The sequence below is a fragment of the Croceitalea sp. P059 genome (genome assembly GCF_031846365.1).
In the GTDB taxonomy this organism is placed as follows: Bacteria; Bacteroidota; Bacteroidia; order Flavobacteriales; family Flavobacteriaceae; genus Croceitalea; species Croceitalea vernalis.
Window position 1 is genome coordinate 73,512 of record NZ_JAVRHW010000003.1, and the last position, 13,397, is coordinate 86,908.

At 33.3% G+C, this 13,397-nt stretch carries 16 protein-coding genes; all 16 read right to left on the minus strand.

The features are described 5' to 3' along the window. Nucleotides 1-6 precede the first annotated feature (6 nt). The 16 genes from RM542_RS10505 to recR all read right to left on the minus strand — a co-directional run bounded on the left by RM542_RS10505 (nucleotide 7) and on the right by recR (nucleotide 13,393). Entirely contained in the window at nucleotides 7-1,422 is a 1,416-nt protein-coding gene (locus RM542_RS10505; RefSeq protein ID WP_311385706.1) for an MBOAT family O-acyltransferase, read from the minus strand. 318 nt (nucleotides 1,423-1,740) lie between these two features. Continuing rightward, complete coding sequence (locus RM542_RS10510; RefSeq protein WP_311385707.1) at nucleotides 1,741-3,426, minus strand: amidase family protein; 1,686 nt, start codon at nucleotides 3,424-3,426, stop codon at nucleotides 1,741-1,743. A gap of 66 nt (nucleotides 3,427-3,492) precedes the next feature. Continuing rightward, nucleotides 3,493-4,356 carry a DUF2911 domain-containing protein gene (locus tag RM542_RS10515; RefSeq protein ID WP_311385708.1) on the minus strand — a complete coding sequence of 288 codons (864 nt, stop codon included), beginning with the start codon at nucleotides 4,354-4,356 and terminating at the stop codon, nucleotides 3,493-3,495. An 8-nt stretch (nucleotides 4,357-4,364) separates the two neighbouring features. Further along, complete coding sequence (locus RM542_RS10520; RefSeq protein ID WP_311385709.1) at nucleotides 4,365-4,754, minus strand: RDD family protein; 390 nt, start codon at nucleotides 4,752-4,754, stop codon at nucleotides 4,365-4,367. Then, nucleotides 4,751-5,707 carry a signal recognition particle-docking protein FtsY gene (ftsY, locus tag RM542_RS10525; RefSeq protein ID WP_311385710.1) on the minus strand — a complete coding sequence of 319 codons (957 nt, stop codon included), beginning with the start codon at nucleotides 5,705-5,707 and terminating at the stop codon, nucleotides 4,751-4,753. Before ftsY ends, RM542_RS10520 begins: the two co-directional genes overlap by 4 nt. A gap of 104 nt (nucleotides 5,708-5,811) precedes the next feature. After that, entirely contained in the window at nucleotides 5,812-5,964 is a 153-nt protein-coding gene (locus RM542_RS10530) for a DUF4295 domain-containing protein (protein ID WP_311352885.1), read from the minus strand. Nucleotides 5,965-5,974: 10 nt separating this feature from the next. Next, a complete protein-coding gene (gene rpmG / locus RM542_RS10535) occupies nucleotides 5,975-6,157 on the minus strand; it encodes a 50S ribosomal protein L33 (RefSeq protein WP_031444791.1) in 183 nt (60 codons plus the stop codon). Nucleotides 6,158-6,168: 11 nt separating this feature from the next. Then, the gene (rpmB, locus tag RM542_RS10540) at nucleotides 6,169-6,405 is read right to left on the minus strand and encodes a 50S ribosomal protein L28 (RefSeq protein ID WP_311352880.1); all 237 of its coding nucleotides are present in this window, start codon (nucleotides 6,403-6,405) and stop codon (nucleotides 6,169-6,171) included. A gap of 73 nt (nucleotides 6,406-6,478) precedes the next feature. Beyond that, entirely contained in the window at nucleotides 6,479-7,726 is a 1,248-nt protein-coding gene (locus tag RM542_RS10545; protein WP_311385711.1) for a competence/damage-inducible protein A, read from the minus strand. Between the two features lie 77 nt (nucleotides 7,727-7,803). Further along, complete coding sequence (locus RM542_RS10550) at nucleotides 7,804-8,142, minus strand: Hpt domain-containing protein (protein WP_311385712.1); 339 nt, start codon at nucleotides 8,140-8,142, stop codon at nucleotides 7,804-7,806. Beyond that, nucleotides 8,142-8,753 (minus strand): fumarylacetoacetate hydrolase family protein, encoded by a 612-nt coding sequence (locus tag RM542_RS10555; RefSeq protein ID WP_311385713.1) that lies wholly within the window; start codon nucleotides 8,751-8,753, stop codon nucleotides 8,142-8,144. The genes RM542_RS10550 and RM542_RS10555 overlap by 1 nt, the downstream gene beginning before the upstream one ends. 21 nt (nucleotides 8,754-8,774) lie before the next feature. Continuing rightward, nucleotides 8,775-9,683, minus strand: a complete 909-nt coding sequence (locus RM542_RS10560; RefSeq protein WP_311385714.1) for a carboxypeptidase-like regulatory domain-containing protein — start codon at nucleotides 9,681-9,683, stop codon at nucleotides 8,775-8,777. Further along, nucleotides 9,683-10,459 carry an exonuclease domain-containing protein gene (locus tag RM542_RS10565; protein ID WP_311385715.1) on the minus strand — a complete coding sequence of 259 codons (777 nt, stop codon included), beginning with the start codon at nucleotides 10,457-10,459 and terminating at the stop codon, nucleotides 9,683-9,685. The genes RM542_RS10560 and RM542_RS10565 overlap by 1 nt, the downstream gene beginning before the upstream one ends. A gap of 6 nt (nucleotides 10,460-10,465) precedes the next feature. Beyond that, nucleotides 10,466-11,236, minus strand: coding sequence for an alpha/beta hydrolase-fold protein (locus RM542_RS10570; protein ID WP_311385716.1), 771 nt, complete (start codon nucleotides 11,234-11,236; stop codon nucleotides 10,466-10,468). A gap of 62 nt (nucleotides 11,237-11,298) precedes the next feature. Further along, complete coding sequence (locus RM542_RS10575) at nucleotides 11,299-12,654, minus strand: dihydrolipoamide acetyltransferase family protein (protein ID WP_311385717.1); 1,356 nt, start codon at nucleotides 12,652-12,654, stop codon at nucleotides 11,299-11,301. A gap of 118 nt (nucleotides 12,655-12,772) precedes the next feature. Next, the gene (gene recR / locus RM542_RS10580; RefSeq protein WP_311385718.1) at nucleotides 12,773-13,393 is read right to left on the minus strand and encodes a recombination mediator RecR; all 621 of its coding nucleotides are present in this window, start codon (nucleotides 13,391-13,393) and stop codon (nucleotides 12,773-12,775) included. Nucleotides 13,394-13,397 lie beyond the last annotated feature (4 nt).

A 13,397-nucleotide genomic window follows, 5' to 3' on the forward strand; every position in this document is an offset into this window, starting at 1 on the left:
ATTGATTTAAAATCTATAATAAATAAATGGGTTATAAGTGGCTTGTGCCAATTCTAAAATACTAAAGAAAAACAGTATTCCATATATAACATACCTAACAAAAAAAATAGGTTTTCCCAAAGCTACCCGTTCTATTAAAACATTCTTTATTTTTTTTCTTATTGGTGTCGCCAATAAAAAACCAAATAAAATTACTGAACAGGTATAAGTATTTACATATAGCAGACTAGTGAAGTTAACACCCTCTTGAAAAGCAAACATTTGATAAATATAGTCAATCGCATAAGGTAAGTTTTCTGCTCTAAAAAATACCCATCCGACCAATACCACCACAATCAAATATACATGACTTAAAAATCTCATTCTCCGTGGCAATTGAAAAGGATTAACTCTTTCAACTAACAAGAAAAAACCATGATAAAGGCCCCAAACTATAAAATTCCAACTAGCCCCGTGCCATAAACCAGTGATAAAAAAAACAATCACTAAATTTATATATGTTCTGTTCTTTCCCTTTCTATTTCCTCCAAGCGGTATGTAAAGGTAGTCCCTAAACCAAGTTGATAAGGAAATGTGCCATCTTCTCCAAAAATCTTGAATTGATTTTGAAATATAAGGATAATTAAAATTTTCTTTAAAATTAAAACCTAACATTCTACCAAGCCCAATGGCCATGTCAGAATAACCAGAAAAATCAAAATAAATCTGTAAAGCATAACATATAATTCCTAACCACGCAATTCCACTAGAAATGGTATCAGGTCGAAAAGAAAATATATTATCAGCAATTAACCCAGCTGTATTGGCAATTAGAACCTTCTTTCCTAACCCTCTAATAAAGCGCGTTAAACCAGAAAGAAATAACTCTTTGGTAATTATTCTTTTTTGAATTTCTTTCTGAATATCAACGTATCTCACTATTGGACCAGCAATTAGTTGCGGAAACAAAGAAACATAGAGGCCTAAATGAAACAAATTTTTCTGGCTCTCCACTTCTTTTCGATAAACATCAATCAAATAAGAAATATTTTGAAAAGTAAAAAATGATACTCCTATCGGAAGTACTATAAGGTCTATTTCAAATTCAAAGGAGGAGCCTAATAATTCAAGATTTTCTATTATAAAATAGGTATATTTAAAATAAAATAAAATCGAAAGATTAATAAGTATCCCTAGAGCTAAGATATAAACTGCTCCCCTTTTATTATCTTTTTGATGATAATATGATATTGTTATACCAACAAGATAATTAATACATATTGACGAGACCATAAGGAGCACCAACATATGCTCGCCCCAGGCGTAAAAAAAAAGACTTGCTATTAAAACAAAAGGATTTCTATACCTTTCTTTTAAAATTATATTTATAAATAAAACTAATGGAAGAAATATGAATAAAAATACGGCAGAACTAAAAACCATCTCGAATGCTCTAATTTTAACATAATTTGGAGAATTAATATTTTAATTCCAATCCAATTATTGGGTAAAAATAGCATTTCAAGATTAGTTTAATGAGTTTAAGTCCAAAATTTATTGCTTCTTTTTTAAGGCTATCTTTTTCTTTCGACTAATTGATTTTATTGATTAAGCTTTAATATCAACTAGATAAGCTTTCACAACAAAAACTATCGAAATTCTTGTATTTAGATGAAAATTAAATACCTATACTGGTTAAAACCTATTAGGACCTTCAAGTTTTGACAATGAACTATGGGGTTTATTGAATTATTTTATCAACTAATCTTTATAAGAATCAGGTATTATTCTGACTCTACTCAATGCTTCAAAAGCAGCTCCAAGTTCATATAGTTTGGCTTCCTCATATTGCTTAGCAATAAAAGTTAAATTTACTGGTTCACCAGATTTCTTATAGCCCATAGGAACTGTTAAAGCAGGGTATTCTGCAATCGCTGCAGCACCCGCGTCATAGTTGTTTATGGACAAAACGGCATCTAAACCGTATTCGTCAATTGCTTTATCAAAAAAATGGCGCCCATTATTTTTTAATCTTTTCTTTATTATATGTAGTTCTTCTAATGTAGTTGAATCATTTAGAATACCTTCAAACCGAATTTGACCATATGGAATCCTTACCAAAGAATCATTTAAATTAAAATCCACTATATCCTGAATATCTTTTAGACTAGTATCTTCAAGGTTCTTGACTTCTTCGAAGATATAATTTGGTAAATCATATTTCATATCGATATTCAATATTGATAAAAAACCATCAAAACTAACATCTGGTGGGTCAAAAGCAATGATGGAAACCCCAGCTGATTCTAGTTTTTTTACCGTTGCATTATAAATAGAATCATTTTCAAGATATTTCTTAATAACACCTAACTTTTTATTTTCAAAAGTCAATGAAAATGAATGATACCAATTAGTTGGCCATTCAGAGTGTATAGATTTTGAGTCCTTCATATCACGACCCCGCATAGCATCAAATAAAATAGCGTTGTCAATAACATTTTTGGTCATTGGACCTGGTGTGTCTAATGTGCTAGAAATTGGGACAATCCCTGTTCTACTCAATACACCTATAGTAGGCTTTAAACCTACTACAGAACTTTGACCAGATGGAGATAAAATTGAACCCGAGGTTTCAGTTCCAATTGCAGCTACTGCATAGTTGGCAGCAGTAGTGGCACCACTTCCAGCACTTGAACCACCAGTATCAAAAACGCGACGACCATACGGATTTAAGGTTTGCCCACCTACAGCACTTTGACCGTTTGGGCAACTACATAAATAATTAGCCCATTCACTTAAATTAGCTTTGCCCAAAATCAGGGCTCCCTTTTCTTTTAACTTCTTTACAATAAAAGCGTCATCAGTTTTATTTTCCATTAGAGCAATGGCCCCAGCAGTTGTATTCATATTCAAAGCACCAATATTATCTTTTAATAAAATTGGCATTCCATAGATGGCGTGTTGACCATCAGAGTTTTTGTCTAGTTGTCTAGCTTCTTCAATTACGTGTGGATTCAGAGCTATGATGGAGTTTAATGTAGTTTCATTTGGTAATTCGTATTTGTAAATGCGATATAAATAGAACTGGGTTAACTCTACATAACTAAATTTACCTTTAGAAACATGACTTTGCAAGGTCGGAATGTCTTGCTCCAACACTAAAGGTTTCATCATTTCATATTTTACTTCCGAAAATTGAGAAACCTCTTCATACAAAGGTTGAAATACCTCATTCTTGTCTAAAACCTTGCTTTGAATAAATTTATAACGCATTTTAACCTTTTCATGTTCTGAGTTTTCTGACACTTCAGAAGAATCATTGTAAGGTTTCCAAAGTACATGTAGTGGGACTTCTTTAGATTTCTTTTCCTGATTGCAAGAAAATGAAAAAATAGTAATGAGAACTATTAAAAGTCTTTTAATATTTAAGGATAGAATTGGTGTCATTTCGATTGATTTTATTGAAAGAAATCTAAATATAAGACTTCTCAACATCGGTGAGAAATAAAGAAATTATTTTTCAAGAAGGCTCTGCCACCTTTTGATATTGATTTCGTTCATACGAACAAACTCATCTTTTTCTAATTCTGAAGCAATCTTAAGTGATTTTTTTGCAGATGAGATAGCAGCATTAAAATCCCTAAGTTCAGCCTGTACTAAACTTTTTACTCGATGAAAATAATAAGTATCACCACCAATCTCCAAGGCCTTATTTAAATACCCTAAAGCCTTTTCAAAGTCTTTTTCTTGTTCCTGTAAATAGCGAGCCGCTTCGTAATACGTTTGTGCAGTTGGGTTTTCATTGAGTTGTCTTTGTATCTCTAACTCCATTTGACTGTCAGTGTCTACATACATCGGAATAGTCAATTTGGTGTTTTCCCAAAGTAAATTGAGATTTGCTGAGTTATGAGTGATGGAATCAAAAGCTATTAAAAAATTTTCTTGATGAAATGGAATTTTTTCAGGTTTTACTTTAATGCGAAAAGCATCTTCTTCTGGATTATAATTTTTACGGCCATCACCCCAATGACTCACATTGGTATGAAAGACAATCTGCCACTCTTTTTCTTCAGGAAAAGCATAAACAGCATATACCCCTTTTGATAGCGCATGACCATGAATCATAAAGTCGGTATCAAGACTAATTTTAGTACTTTCATTTGCACCTACACGCCAAATTCGACCATATGGCACTAAACCGCCTATTACTTTTCTTCCTCTTGCTGATGGCCGAGAATATGTAATAGATACCTTTGATAAACCTATTTCTTGCGCTACTTGTGCAAACGGACTTGCTTTAGGGTGATTTATTTGAGAAATCAATGAAAAGCTACAAAATAAGGCTAGGATATAAATATTTTGAAGTATCGCTTTCATATATTCTATTAAGATTCTATTACCACAGATTTAGCTAAAAAGTCATGAATTGCCTTACGTTTATCATTGGCTGTTACAGAGATTAAAGAAACCCAGCCTAAACTTGTTTTAATTAAATACCTCAAGATTGCTAAGGGAAATGATATATTTTCAGATAAATCACTTTCCTTTTTAACTGAAATATTGCAAAATGAATGGCCTATTGTGCCACCATACAAACTTGTAAAAATAGGATCATATAATAGAATTAGGGCGAAGCAAAACATCTTGATTAATACCGCAACATTTTCAAATGAATCTAGTACTTCAGATATTAAATACATTGCTGCGACAATAATTAGGCTATCAATAATTACGGCTTTAACTCTAGTAGGTAAGATTGCGTATTCAACTATCATAAGTTAAAAAAAGAATCCACAAACTCATATTTATTAAATACCTGTAAATCATCAATTCCCTCTCCTACTCCAATATATTTTACCGGTATTTGAAACTGATCTGAAATTCCAATAACTACTCCACCTTTTGCTGTTCCATCTAATTTTGTAACAGCCAACGAAGTTACCTCGGTGGCTTTGGTAAATTGCTTGGCTTGTTCAAAAGCATTCTGACCCGTTGAACCATCCAATACCAGCATCACTTCATGAGGTGCATCAGGCACTACCTTTTGCATTACACGCTTAACTTTTGAAAGCTCATTCATTAAGTTGACTTTATTATGTAAACGACCTGCGGTATCAATTAAAACTACATCTGCTTCATCTGCTACAGCTGAATTTAAAGTATCAAAAGCTACTGAAGCCGGATCACTACCCATTTTTTGCTTAATAATCGGTACGTTCACTCTATTAGCCCAAACTTCTAACTGATCTATTGCTGCAGCACGAAAGGTATCGCCAGCGCCTAAAACCACTTTTAAACCTTTATTCTTAAACTGTTTAGCTAATTTACCAATAGTTGTTGTTTTACCCACTCCATTAACACCGACCACCATTATTACATGAGGTTTATGCGTAATTGGTAAAGAAAAATCAATATCCTCGCCTACATGTGTTTCAGAAAGTAAACCAGCAATTTCTTCCCTAAGAATTTGATTCAACTCATCAGTACCTAAGTATTTATCTTTTGAAACTCTAGCTTCAATACGGTCGATAATTTTTAATGTAGTGTTTACACCAACATCAGAAGTTACTAATACCTCTTCTAAATTATCCAAAACTTCGTCATCTACCTTAGCCTTTCCAGCTACAGCCTTGCTTAACTTGCCAAAAAAACTGCTTTTAGATTTTTCTAAGCCCTTGTCAAGTGTCTCTTTCTTTTCTTTAGAGAATATATTTTTAAACAGACTCATTATAATGTATTGTTGAAAATCAAAGATAGGAAAGTAAGTGCATTTTTATAAAACAAAAAGAGCCGCTAAAAAGCGGCTCTCTAAATATATGTTCTCGTAAAAGATTATTTTTTAGATAACCAATCATTTACTAATTCTGGTGACATAACGGACTCAACAAATGTGTAAGCACCTGTTTTAGGTGACTTTACCATTTTGATGGCCTTTGTCAATCTTTTTGAACTTCCTTGTAAGGTTGCTACTGTCTTCTTTGCCATGTCCTAAATATTATTTGATTTCTTTATGAACAGTCATACGCTTAAGAATAGGATTAAATTTTTTAATCTCCATTCTGTCTGGTGTGTTCTTTTTATTTTTTGTGGTAATATAACGTGAAGTACCAGGCATACCTGATTCTTTATGCTCTGTACATTCTAGTATAACTTGGATTCTGTTGCCTTTCTTTGCCATTTTCTAATCTTTTACTTCACAAAACCTTTAGCTCTAGCGTCTTTCAAAGCAGCTGAGATACCCTTCTTGTTGATAATTTTAATTCCTTTAGAAGAAACATTAAGCGTTACCCACTTATCTTCTTCTGGGATGTAGAATTTCTTTTTAGAAATATTAACGTCAAATCTTCTCTTCGTTTTATTGATAGAGAAAGAAACGTTGTTTCCAAACATCACCTTTTTACCTGTAACTTCACAAACTTTAGACATCTCTCTTACTTTTGAGTGATTTTATTGAGGGTGCAAATTTAGTTATTTCTGTTAGACAGACAAAAATTAAGTCTCAAAATTTTAGAATTTCTTTTTGAAGCATTTCAAAAGCCTTATTAACCGACTTTTGAACAATACGTTCTCGGTGATTTCCCATAGTAAATTTCTGAGCAAATGTAAGTTCTGGAGTACTTATTGCAATAAAGACCGTGCCGACTGGTTCTTCGGAATCTCCTTTTGTTGGACCCGCATTTCCGGTAGTTGCTACAGCAAAATCTGAATTTAAAATCTGTTTCACATTTTTAGCCATTGCCACGGCTACTTCTTCACTGACTACAGAATGTTCTTTTACTAAATTTTCATCAACGCCAAGTACATTTATTTTGGATTCAGTGCTATAACTAACAACAGTACCTTTAAAATACTTAGAAGCACCTGAAATTGCCGTTAGTTGTTCCGCAATTTTACCGCCAGTAAAACTCTCAGCGCTTGCTAATGTCATTTGCTTTTGAGTTAACATCTTACCAATAACTGCCTCTAAATTATCATCTTCTTCTTCGCCATAAATGATATCACCAATAAGTGGGTATAATTTTTTAGCTTCATTATTAACTCTAGTTTGAAGCTGTTCCTTATTTTTTCCTTTTGCCGTTAAACGCAATCGAACTCGACCTAAACTAGGTAAGTAAGCTAGCTTTATTTCCTCAGGAAGATTGTTTTCCCAGTTCTCGATTTTCATGGCTATAGCACTCTCACCCAAACCGTAAGTCATTATAGTTTTATGAATGATATGTGGTCGTTCGTATTTTTCTATAATTCGCGGAAGAACTTCATTAGTTATTAAACCTTTCATTTCAAAAGGTACACCCGGTAAAGAAATAAAGGATGTTCCATCCTTTTCCATCCATAAACCTGGCGCTGTACCAAAGCTATTATGAAGTACCTCAGCCTTTGTTGGTACTAAAGCCTGTAATCTATTCAAATCAGAAATTGGGGTAGAAACAAACTTTTTAAACAACATCTCTATATGTGATAAAACTGTTTTATTCTGCTTCAAAGTATCTTCAAAATAATGACAAAGAGTATGTTTAGTAATATCATCTTTTGTTGGACCAAGTCCACCAGTAATAATTACGACTTGACTCCTCCTATTTGATTCTTGCAAAGCATTTAAAATATGTTGCTTATCATCTTGAATGGAAGTGATTTGATACACTGATACTCCGATTTTATTAAGCTCTTTCGCTATAAAAGCTGAATTAGAATCTACAATTTGACCTATCAATATCTCATCACCTATTGTAATGATTTCTGCCTGCATAAAACCCATTTAAATGAAAAAAAGATTATCAGGGATTAAAAGTAATAAAAGGAATTTTTAGCTCGAAAGTCAAGCAATTAGATATCAAAGTCTTTTTGCAATTCTGCAACAACCTGCTCAACATCTTTTTTCAGTAGTGCAAACTTTTCCTGAATAGTTTCAAGATTACCTGCGCTTTTGCCTAAGGTTTCAATCTCTAAAGCATTAGCACGTGTTTGTTCCATACCCAATAAATCAACATTAGGTTTTATTTTATGAGCCATTTTATAAATCTGCTCAAAATCTTCAGAGGCAATTGCACTTTCTAAAGCCTCAATATCTTCGGGAACTTCTTCTAGAAAAACGGAAACTACTGATACGATGAAATCTTCATCACCTTCAGCCATTTCGTTAATCTTATCTAAATTGTAAATCATTATCTCACATTAATAGCAAAAAATTGCTCACCTTCAATTCTTCCCTCAAGGTAATCATTTGCATTTACTTTACCAACACCTGAAGGGGTACCACTAAAGAGAATATCCCCTTTTTTGAGGGTAAAATAGGTCGAAACGTAAGAAATTAACTCATCTATCTTCCACAGCATCAGCGATGTATCTCCATTTTGTACAAATTCCCCATTTTTTAACAATGAAAACCCTAAATTGTCAATATTTTCGTACTTTTCTTTAGCTATCCACTTACCTATCACCGCAGCACCGTCAAACCCTTTCGCCTTTTCCCATGGCAATCCTTTTGCTTTTAACTTAGATTGAAGGTCTCGAGCTGTAAAATCAATTCCTAAACCAATTTCATCGTAATACTTATGCGCAAACTGTCTGGCTATATGTTTACCCACCTTTTTTATCTTAATAAGCACCTCTACCTCATAATGAACATCATGGGAAAACTCGGGTATATAAAAATCTTGTTCTCTAGGCAGGATCGAAGAATCGGGCTTTATAAAAACAACAGGTTCTGAAGGTCTTTCATTATTCAATTCGTCAATATGACCGGCATAATTTCTGCCTATACAAATCAATTTCATAGATAATTTTTTAAATATTAGTTATCTCTTAACTACTTTAAGACTTACTGCCGGAATAAAGTTCTTATTATTACCTTTTGACTTTACGTTAAACTCCTGCCACTCTCCCATTCCGTAAATCATCACTTTATAATTTTGGTTTTCAGAATAAACACCACCAAAAGTTGGTGCGAACCTATCTTCAATCATTGATGCATTCGTCAAGTTGTTTTTATCTTCTTTCTTATACCAGTTGTATGGAATAAACAACCACTCCAGACCCACATAAATTCCGTCTCTTGGCATCTCAACACTTAAAGCATCTAAATCAATAGAGGTAAAATCATTTCCTTTAATCGATTCTAAAATCAAGCTTTTTCGAACTAAATCAGTTGATGGTTTTTTAGTTTCTGGGTCTACTGCATAAAACCGTAATCTAAATTTAGACTGACCACTCTTAAATTCATTTTGATCTCTAAAAAAAATAGTAGCATTCTTCAAATATTTTTTACTTGCGCCAATATTGGGAAAATATAAGGCCAATACCCAAGGTGTTGAAGAAGAGTCAAAACCACTAGTAATATCGTAACTAGCTATGGAATTTAAAACTATTGCATCGCCAAGTTTTTCTGAAACTACTACCTCATCTAATTCGTAAGTTTCTTCAACTAAACTTAATTTTTTCGTCTTATAGATTACTTCGGCTGGCATTATAGTGTCTTTATATCCTAAGGATGAAATATGAACCCTATTGTTTAGTAAATTTTCAGAAATCTCAATAATAAAATGACCATTATCATCAGTAGATGTACCTACCAATGTGTTGAGAAAACTTATATTCACATATGGTATAGGGGTCTCTGATTTGGTATCAAACACAACACCTTCAAAATCTATATTCTGGGAAAATGAACTGAATGAAACAAAAATCGAAAAAAGAAACAAACGCATTACGATAGTTTGTTGTTAAACTTGCTCAATTTTAATTGTGTCAAAACTTTCTTAGTGTATAAAGGAAAATCGGCGTTCAGAATCCATCCAAAGTACCCTGGTTCTTTCTCCATAACATCTTCAACAGTTTTTCCTTTATGTTTTCCAAAAGCAAAAATTGGTTCTTTATCTTTATTTACACCTATAAAACCAGCAAAGTCCAAAGATTGTTTTCGAGTTGTGAATTCAGATAATTTTTTAACATTATTATCTAATTCAGGATATCTTTCTAATTGCGACAATAATACTTCATAAGTCGCTAATGTATCTGCTTCTGCGCTATGAGCACCATCTAGATCTTTATCGCAATAAAATTTATAAGCAGCACCAAGGGTTCTTTTTTCCATTTTATGAAAAATTGTTTGAACATCGACTGAAACCATATGCTTCATATCAAAATCAACCTCTGCACGCAACATTTCTTCAGCTAGCAAGGGTATATCAAATCGGTCTGAATTAAAGCCAGCTAAATCGCTATCTTTTATCATTTTATAAACTTCTTTTGATAACTGCTTAAAAGTTGGTTCATTAGCTACCTTTTCATTAGAGATACCATGCACGGCAATTACTTCGGCAGGAATCTCCATTTCAGGATTCACTAACCATGTTTTGCTTTCTTTATTTCCATTAGGAAATACTTTCAAAATAGAGATTTCAACAATACGGTCTTTAGCAACATTGACACCTGTAGTCTCTAAGTCAAAAAAGCAAATTGGTTTTGTAAGTTTCAGCTGCATAAGATATTATTTAGATATGGAAAATAGCCAAGGTAGTAATTCTGCTTCGGCAAAAGCATTATCCCAGCTGTTATGGCCGACATTCGGATATAAAGAGTAAGTTACATCTGAATCTACATTTTGCAGTGCATTCACCATAGAAGTAGAGTATTTTGATGGTACAACTTTATCTGCATCGCCATGAAAAACCCACCAATGAGTTTTCTTGATTCTATTAGCTATAGCTGGATTTGCACCGCCACAAATTGGAAACGCAGCGATGAACATTTTTGGATTTCGACGAACCAATTCAAAAGTACCCATACCACCCATAGATAAACCACCAACATACATTTGATCTTTATTAATTTTATATTTCTTTTTTAAAGATTTTATGAGCCCCTCCAACAACAGCATATCATTAGTTGGTTGACCTTTTTTGTAATAAGTAAATTGTCCGTTACCTCCATATCCAATAGTTGCCCATGTGCTATTAGTTGCACATTGCGGAAATACAACAATGGCAGGATATTTTTCTCGAACCTCATTTTTTAAAAACAAATTCGAACCATGAACTAATTGAGATTCGTTATCATTACCTCGTTCCCCAGCACCGTGTAAAACCAATATAAAAGGATATTGTTTATTTTCATCGAAATCTTTTGGCAACAATAGCCTGTAGGGCATTGTCCTATTATCTAACTCAAATATCTCTTTTTGATAAGACGATGTATCTTGAGCATTTATGTTACTAAAGAAAAGAACGATAGCAATTACAACAATGAAAAAAGACCTCATTTGTTTTTAGTTTTTAACTACCCTAAAATTAGAAAAGTAAAAGCAAAAAGAAAGAAGAATATTTAGATTTCTCTATTAATATCCCAAGCCTCTAAATAATCGGCTACGGTTTTTACAAACATGCCTCCTAAAGCACCATTAACAACTCTATGGTCATAACTATGTGATAAGTACATTTTACTACGAACACCTATAAAATCTCCTTCTGCAGTTTCAATGACAGATGGCATTTTCCGAATTGCACCTAGGGCTAAAATACCTACCTGTGGCTGATTAATAATTGGTGTTCCAAAGATACTCCCAAAACTACCCACGTTAGTGACGGTATAAGTACCATCTTTAATATCGTCTGGTTTTAATTGATTATTTCTAGCACGATTAGCCAAATCATTAACCGTTTTAGCCATACCAACCAAATTTAATTGGTCTGCGTTCTTAATAACTGGAACAATTAAATTTCCATCTGGCAAGGCAGCGGCCATACCAATATTGATATGCTTCTTTTTGATGACGTTATCCCCTTCTAAAGAGATATTTATCATAGGGTACTTTTTTAACGCCACAGCTACAGCTTCCATAAATATCGGGGTAAAAGTCAACTTTTCACCCTCACGTTGTTCAAAAATTTTCTTTGTTTTATTTCTCCAGTTTACAACATTGGTAACATCAACCTCAACAAAACTTTGAACGTGCGCTGATGTAGTAATACTTTCTACCATATGATGAGCAATTAATTTACCCATTCTTGTCATTGGTATTAATTCGTCACCTAAATTTTTGGTCATTGAATTAGCAATAGTTTTTTCTGCTTCGCTATTAACGCTAGTATTGCCTAGGCTAACTGAATCTTTAGGTTTAACTACATTTTTATCGGCAGATGGACTGGTAGATTGTCCTCTTTGACCAACATAATCAAGAATATCATTTTTAGTAACTCGACCTTCTTTTCCCGTTCCCGCTATTTTATCTAGCTCATTAATAGAAATACCTTCTTGTTTGGCAATATTTTTTACTAGAGGGGAATAAAAACGATCCGAACTTGAAAAATCTTGAGCAGGTTGTGCAATTGTTTCTTTTGCTTCAATTACTTGCTTCTCAATTTCAGCTATAGGTTCTTGTATTGTTTCTTCAACTAAAATAGCCTCTTCTGTGTCATCAATATTAATTGAACCTTCTGAAGAAGTCTCTATTACAGCTACAACCTCACCAACTTTAATAACATCATCAACGTTGAAATTTCTTGCTATTAAAACCCCTTCTACCTCACTTGGCACTTCTGAATCTACTTTATCAGTAGCTATTTCAAAAATGGCTTCATCAAGTTCGACAATATCGCCCACTTCTTTGAGCCAAGTAGTCAATGTTGCCTCTGCAACACTTTCTCCCATCTGAGGTAATTTCAATTCAAACTTTGACATATTCCTAATTAAAGTATCGTTTATGGCTTATATTTTGCAAAAATACTACAAAAAAGCCCTTATCATTGATTTTAACGTACAAAAATCTACTTTTCGTACTTCTTGCTTTTAACTAAAATTAATTAGCTTTCATAGAATTCTCAAAAGGGACTCGATTTAAAATACTTCTACCTAAAGTAACTTCATCGGCATACTCCAATTCATCACCTACAGCAATTCCTCTTGCTATGGTCGAAGTAGTCACCTGCATTCCTTCTAATTGCTTGTAGATATAGAAATTAGTAGTATCACCCTCCATTGTTGAACTTAATGCAAAAATTAATTCTTTAACCTCACCTTCTTTGACCTTATTAATTAGAGGACTAATGTTAAGATCCTGTGGACCAATACCTTCCATTGGAGATATTTTACCCCCTAAAACATGATAAAGACCTTGGTATTGTGACGTGTTTTCAATTGCCATTACGTCGCGTATATCTTCAACAACACAAACCACTGAAGTATCACGTTTTGAATTAGAACATATTTCACACAAATCTGTATCTGAAATATTGTAGCAAGATTTACAAAAATTAATTTCTGTTCTCAGCTTAATTAAAGCTTCGGCCAACGACACTGTCTGTTGCTCAGGCTGTTTTAAAATATGCAACACTAGTCTTAAAGCTGTTCTTTTACCAATACCTGGTAATTGCGCCACCTCGTAAACTGCATTTTCTAAAAGCTTTGATGCGTATTCCATTCTT

What these genes read in the sequence shown, in the direction of transcription:
- rpmB (WP_311352880.1), bottom strand. Translation starts at nt 6,405, where the DNA reads ATGTCTAAAGTTTGTGAAGTTACAGGTAAAAAGGTGATGTTTGGAAAC.
- RM542_RS10575 (WP_311385717.1), bottom strand. Translation starts at nt 12,654, where the DNA reads ATGTCAAAGTTTGAATTGAAATTACCTCAGATGGGAGAAAGTGTTGCA.
- RM542_RS10520 (WP_311385709.1), bottom strand. Translation starts at nt 4,754, where the DNA reads ATGATAGTTGAATACGCAATCTTACCTACTAGAGTTAAAGCCGTAATT.
- RM542_RS10565 (WP_311385715.1), bottom strand. Translation starts at nt 10,459, where the DNA reads ATGCAGCTGAAACTTACAAAACCAATTTGCTTTTTTGACTTAGAGACT.
- rpmG (WP_031444791.1), bottom strand. Translation starts at nt 6,157, where the DNA reads ATGGCAAAGAAAGGCAACAGAATCCAAGTTATACTAGAATGTACAGAG.
- RM542_RS10555 (WP_311385713.1), bottom strand. Translation starts at nt 8,753, where the DNA reads ATGAAATTGATTTGTATAGGCAGAAATTATGCCGGTCATATTGACGAA.
- RM542_RS10560 (WP_311385714.1), bottom strand. Translation starts at nt 9,683, where the DNA reads ATGCGTTTGTTTCTTTTTTCGATTTTTGTTTCATTCAGTTCATTTTCC.
- RM542_RS10505 (WP_311385706.1), bottom strand. Translation starts at nt 1,422, where the DNA reads ATGGTTTTTAGTTCTGCCGTATTTTTATTCATATTTCTTCCATTAGTT.
- RM542_RS10550 (WP_311385712.1), bottom strand. Translation starts at nt 8,142, where the DNA reads ATGATTTACAATTTAGATAAGATTAACGAAATGGCTGAAGGTGATGAA.
- RM542_RS10510 (WP_311385707.1), bottom strand. Translation starts at nt 3,426, where the DNA reads ATGACACCAATTCTATCCTTAAATATTAAAAGACTTTTAATAGTTCTC.
- ftsY (WP_311385710.1), bottom strand. Translation starts at nt 5,707, where the DNA reads ATGAGTCTGTTTAAAAATATATTCTCTAAAGAAAAGAAAGAGACACTT.
- RM542_RS10570 (WP_311385716.1), bottom strand. Translation starts at nt 11,236, where the DNA reads ATGAGGTCTTTTTTCATTGTTGTAATTGCTATCGTTCTTTTCTTTAGT.
- RM542_RS10545 (WP_311385711.1), bottom strand. Translation starts at nt 7,726, where the DNA reads ATGCAGGCAGAAATCATTACAATAGGTGATGAGATATTGATAGGTCAA.
- RM542_RS10515 (WP_311385708.1), bottom strand. Translation starts at nt 4,356, where the DNA reads ATGAAAGCGATACTTCAAAATATTTATATCCTAGCCTTATTTTGTAGC.
- recR (WP_311385718.1), bottom strand. Translation starts at nt 13,393, where the DNA reads ATGGAATACGCATCAAAGCTTTTAGAAAATGCAGTTTACGAGGTGGCG.
- RM542_RS10530 (WP_311352885.1), bottom strand. Translation starts at nt 5,964, where the DNA reads ATGGCAAAGAAGACAGTAGCAACCTTACAAGGAAGTTCAAAAAGATTG.